General features: G+C 64.1%; 5 protein-coding genes and 1 pseudogene. All 6 read right to left on the bottom strand.

The window, feature by feature from the left end; all coding sequences use genetic code 11:
* Positions 1–202 (bottom strand): annotated as a pseudogene (locus ACLP25_RS11845) (IS1634 family transposase); the annotation flags it as partial.
* Positions 203–434: 232 nt separating this feature from the next.
* A complete protein-coding gene (locus ACLP25_RS11840) occupies positions 435–947 on the bottom strand; it encodes a hydrogenase maturation protease (protein WP_442469397.1) in 513 nt (170 codons plus the stop codon).
* On the bottom strand, positions 948–2,411 hold the full coding sequence (locus ACLP25_RS11835) for a Ni/Fe hydrogenase subunit alpha (protein ID WP_442469396.1): 1,464 nt from the start codon (positions 2,409–2,411) through the stop codon (positions 948–950).
* 11 nt (positions 2,412–2,422) lie between these two features.
* Positions 2,423–2,977 carry an NADP oxidoreductase gene (locus ACLP25_RS11830; RefSeq protein WP_442469395.1) on the bottom strand — a complete coding sequence of 185 codons (555 nt, stop codon included), beginning with the start codon at positions 2,975–2,977 and terminating at the stop codon, positions 2,423–2,425.
* Positions 2,974–3,693, bottom strand: coding sequence for a 2Fe-2S iron-sulfur cluster-binding protein (locus ACLP25_RS11825; RefSeq protein ID WP_442469394.1), 720 nt, complete (start codon positions 3,691–3,693; stop codon positions 2,974–2,976). Before ACLP25_RS11825 ends, ACLP25_RS11830 begins: the two co-directional genes overlap by 4 nt.
* 5 nt (positions 3,694–3,698) lie before the next feature.
* A partial coding sequence (locus ACLP25_RS11820; protein WP_442469393.1) for an NADH-ubiquinone oxidoreductase-F iron-sulfur binding region domain-containing protein occupies positions 3,699–4,144 on the bottom strand: 446 nt, incomplete at its 5' end.

The raw sequence follows: 4,144 nt of genomic DNA, 5'->3' as shown, positions 1-4,144 counted from the left end.
AGCGCTCGATGACGAACGGCTGCTCGCCCGGCGGGAGCACCACCCCGCCCTTGAGCACGCCGCGCAACCCCTCGACGTGCTCGGCCGGCCAATGGGAGAGGTTGAGCAGCGTGCGCTTCCGGATGCTTTTGCCGTCCCGATAACTCTCGCGCAGCAGGATGGCGGGCGGGGAGCCGCGGTTGGGGACGGTCTCGATGTACATGGACGGAGGATAGCGCAGACGACCCACTCAATCAACGAAAATATCCGATTTCCATGGCTACATTTTAACCCCCCGTCAGCCCCAAAGACACGCAAAATCAGAAGCTTGGGCCTCTCAAAAGAAAGAAGCTCCGGTTAAACGTCGACTCGGTACGTTGAATGGGTCGTGACGAACTTCCGCTCGGGTGTCGATTCACGGCCTTCAACCACCGCGCCAAGCGGGATTCCAACCGCTACGTGCGGCTAACGGAGTTTCCGCGGCCGAACGCTGCGGAGACATTCCGGGCCGCCCGACGCCACATTTCGGGCGACCGCTCAGGCATGAGGCGCGTCACAAAGTCCCAGGCCGCCTCGAGCCGGTCGCGTGCAGGCCCGGACAGGGCTTCGCCCAGTTCGAAGCGTTCGCCTCGCACGCAGAGAACAAAGGAAGGCGGAGGCGCCTGGCCGAGCGACCGCGCGAAGACGTCGAGCACCGCCTCTGGCGACAGCGCGTGGGTCGAGGGACTCGCGTCGCGCCTCGCCTCGATCTCTGAGAAAAAGAAGGGCGCCGGCGTATTCTTGCCGGCGTCGAGGAACAGCGCCATCTCCGCGCCGTCGAGATCGAGCGCGTGCTCGATCTGCAGTTGGAAATCCTCGATGGTCGTCACATCCGCCCAGCCGGCGTGCGCGACCCGGCCGAGCAGGATCGGACCCAGCCCGTCGTCGCCGCGCGCGTCATTCCCCCAGCCGAAAACGACGAGCCGCACTCAGCCCTTCCTGAGGCGAGAGACCAAGGCGCCGTCGGCGTCGACGAGATCGACTTCCAGCGGCATCTGGCCCAGCGCGTGCGTCGCGCAGGACAGGCACGGATCGTAGGCGCGGATCGCGATTTCGATGTGGTTGAGGAGCCCTTCCGTCACCTCGTGGCCCGACAGGAAGCGGGATGCGACGGCGCGGATCGCCTCGTTCATCGCCTGGTTGTTGTTGGTGGTCGAGACGATCAGGTTGCAATAGGTGACGAGGTCGTTCTCGTCGACGCGGTAGTGATGGAACAGCGTTCCGCGCGGCGCCTCGATGACGCCGACCGCCTCCTCGCGGCGCGATCCCTTGTCGGCCATCAGGTCCGTCCCGACGATGTCGGCGTCGTCGAGAAGCTCGCGCGCCAGCTCGGCCGCGTGCAGCATCTCGACCATGCGCGCCCAATGATACATGAGCGCGCCGTGAAGCGGCTTCCCGCCCCCGGCCGCGACGAATTTCTTGCGCTCGGCCTCGGCGAGCGGCGTCGGCATGAAGTCGCACAACTGCACGCGGGCGAGCGGCCCGACGCGATACCAGCCCTTTTCCGCGCCGAGAGCCCTGATGTGCGGGAATTTCATATAGGTCCAGTTCTTGACGTCCTCCTGCAGCAGGCTCTGGTAGGTTGTGGTGTCGACGTGATCGAAGATCGGCTTCCCGTCAGCGTCGCGGGCGCGCAGGCCGCCGTGGTAGTAGTCGGGCGCGCCGTGGCTGTTGACCAGCGCCATCATATTGGCGCGGGCTTCGCCGAAGACCTTGTAGAATTCAGGGCTCGTCTGGTGCAGTTCGACGACGAGATCGACGGCCGCTTTCGACCATTCCACGATTTGATCGATGCCGCCCCGCATCGAGTCGCGATCCTCGACGCTGAGCGCCTTGTTGACGCCGCCCGGGATGACGCCCGTGCCGTGGATGCGCTTGCCCGCGACATGGCGGATAACCTCCTGACCGAACTTTCGGGTCAGGACGCCTTGCCTCGCAAGATCGGGGAACGCGGCGGCGACACCCATGATGTTGCGCTTGGCGACTTCGCTCTCGAACCCGAGCAGCAAGTCCGGCGAAGCGAGATGGAAGAAATGCAGCGCGTGCGATTGCACGATCTGCCCGTAATGCAGCAGCCGGCGAAGCTTCTCGGCGGTCGGGGTCAGCGGACCATAACCGGCGATGAGGTCCATCGCCTTGGTCGCCGCAAGCAGGTGACTGACCGGGCAGATGCCGCAAAGCCGCTGCACCGCGATGGGGACTTCCCAGTACGGACGCCCCTCGATGAAAATCTCGAAGCCGCGAAACTCGACGATGTGAAGCCGGACCTGATGAACCCTGTTTTCCTGGTCGAGGAGGATGGTGACCTTGCCATGACCTTCAACGCGAGAGACAGGCTCGATGGCGACCCGCCGCAACCTGTGCGGCGATTCTGCGGTTTCGAGGTTCGACATGGCAGGGACCCCTAGTCGTAATGCAGAAGGCTGGGCTCGAGGCGCGGCATACGCCCCAGGATCAGATCCGTCAGAAACTTCCAGATCGCGTCGCCCGACGGCGGACACCCGGGCAGGCTGTAATCGACGCGCACGATCTCGTTCAGCGGATAGACTTTGTCCAGCGCGAGCGGCAGTTCGGGCGAGTTTGGAACGCAGGGCTCGTCGGTCACGGGATTGCGATAGACGCGCCGCAGAATGTCTTCGATATCGAGCTTGTTGCGCAGGGCCGGCAACCCGCCGTTGATTGCACAGGCGCCGACGGCGACGAGAATCTTCGCGTTGGCGCGCAACTCACGAACGACATGAACATTGTCGGCGTTGCAGACGCCCCCTTCGATCAGCGCAATGTCGCATGGCCCGCAATGTTTGATGTCCGTAAACGGCGAGCGGTCAAACTCCGCGATCTCCGCCAGTTCGAACAAGCGCTCGTCGATGTCCAGGAACGACATGTGGCAGCCGAAACACCCGGCCAGCGACGTCGTCGCCAGCCGGACCTTGACCTTGTCCTGACCGGGGTTGCTCATTTAGCCGCCTCCGGAAGTTCGCACGACTCAGCCTCGGCGCTGATCTGGGCGAGGTCGTAGGGCCGTTCGCCGATCGCCGTGGCGAACCCGACGCGCTTGACGATGATCGCGCCGACCGGACAGACATGCGCCGCGCGATCGGTAACCGCGAAAGCGCTGTCTCCGAGCTTGCCGGTCGGCGAGTTGATGATCAGCTTTGCGTCGAGTCCTCGTCCGGCGACCGCGAACACCTCCTTATGGTCGACGTCTCGACTTGCGCGCACGCAGAGCTCGCACAGAATGCAGCGGTTGAAGTCGAGGAGGACGTCGGGATGCGACGCGTCGACCTCCCGGTGCGGGTAGAGTTCGACGAAGTGCGGCGACATCATCTCGTACTCGTAGCCGAGCGCCTGCAACTGGCATGCGCCGCTCTTCTCGCAGGCCGGGCAGAAGTGATTGCCCTCGATGAAAAGCATCTGGACGAGCGAACGGCGCATCGCGTCGAGTTCGGGCGTGTTGACGTCGACCTCCTGTCCGACCGCGGCCTTGTGCGTGCAGGCCGTCTGCGTCCGCCCGTTGACGAGGACCGTGCAGAGCTTGCAGCCCCCGTGCCGCTTGAAATCGGGCTGGAAGCAAAGATGAGGAATGTAGACGCCCGCCGCCTTCGCCGCCTCCAGGATGGTTTGGCCCGGAACGAATGGAACCGGCTGTTCGTCGATCGTGAATTCGTTGTCCATCGCGCTCAGCCTTCTGTCAGATGCGCTTCGGCGTCGTCGCGCTCCGTGATCCGTCTCGCCGGTTCGAGGGCCGCCTCGAGATCGATCGCCGGCGCGAAATCGCGCGCGCGCAGTCTCCTCTCGAACGCCGGCCGGAACTTGTTGAGCGCGTCGCGCACCGCATTGCCGGCCGTCTCCCCGAGACCGCAGTGGCTGGTTCGCTTCATGAACTCAACAAGACGTTTGAGGTCGTTGACCTCATAGCTCGACCCGCGACCCTCGGCGATCTTGTCCATGATATTGCGTTGTATGGCCGTGCCGACCCGGCAAGGGGTGCAGAAGCCGCAGCTCTCGTGGGCGAAGAAGTGGGTGAAATTTCGCGCCACCTCGAAGATGTCCCGGTCATGACCGAAGATCATGAAGGCGCCCGCCGTGGAAACGTCCTCGAAGGCGATCCGGCGGCTGAACTCGT

It is taken from the genome of Roseiarcus sp. (genome assembly GCF_052145395.1).
Classification (GTDB): Bacteria; Pseudomonadota; Alphaproteobacteria; order Rhizobiales; family Beijerinckiaceae; genus Roseiarcus.
This window is presented reverse-complemented; position numbering and strand designations above follow the sequence as displayed.

What these genes read in the sequence shown, in the direction of transcription:
- ACLP25_RS11835 (WP_442469396.1), bottom strand. Translation starts at nt 2,411, where the DNA reads ATGTCGAACCTCGAAACCGCAGAATCGCCGCACAGGTTGCGGCGGGTC.
- ACLP25_RS11830 (WP_442469395.1), bottom strand. Translation starts at nt 2,977, where the DNA reads ATGAGCAACCCCGGTCAGGACAAGGTCAAGGTCCGGCTGGCGACGACG.
- ACLP25_RS11825 (WP_442469394.1), bottom strand. Translation starts at nt 3,693, where the DNA reads ATGGACAACGAATTCACGATCGACGAACAGCCGGTTCCATTCGTTCCG.